Origin of the sequence: Actinomyces sp. HMSC075C01, from assembly GCF_001812965.1 — a bacterium.
Lineage (GTDB): Bacteria > Actinomycetota > Actinomycetes > Actinomycetales > Actinomycetaceae > Actinomyces > Actinomyces acetigenes.
Map to the genome: position 1 here is coordinate 2,397 of NZ_KV810909.1, position 634 is coordinate 3,030.

Consider the following 634-nt stretch of genomic DNA (forward strand, 5'->3'; position numbering starts at 1 on the left):
GACCAGGCAGACGGCGACGAAGGCGACAGTCAGCGCCACCTGTGTCCAGCCGAGCCAGGCCCGGTGACGCGGCAGGGTGGGTAGATCTGGCCACAGCGTGATGCCCCGGACGATCCCGTACAGGCCGGGCAGCGCCGCCGCCGCCAGGATCCAGGTGGGCACATACGCCCAGGGCCCCGAGACTGGATGGGAGATATGGGTCTGACCTGCTGCGACGGGGGTTGGAAACGATGGGAGGGAGAAGTGTTGGCGCTCATGAACCCAGGCTGTCGGAGCATGATCGTCCACACGATCCAGCCACCTGGTCGGTCGATGTCGGGCCAGCCCGACAGAACAATGCTGATCCACGAGAAGGACGGGGTGGCGGGGTGAGATGGGGTGTCCCGTCCGGATTCGGGTGAGTGTGGGCAACGGTGACGCCGGCGAACGGCCTCCCGTGTGGTTCCGGGCGTGCAGAGGGCCTTGGAGCGGTGGGGAGTGTCCACATCGGATACAAAGGCGGCACCGAGCACTGAGTGAGCCTGACAAAACCGCATGATTCCGCGGTTCGCGGGGCTCGCTGAAAAGTGATTGGGCTCCTTTGTATCCGATTTGGACACCATGAGGCTTATTCATGGGGTGTAGGTGAATATGA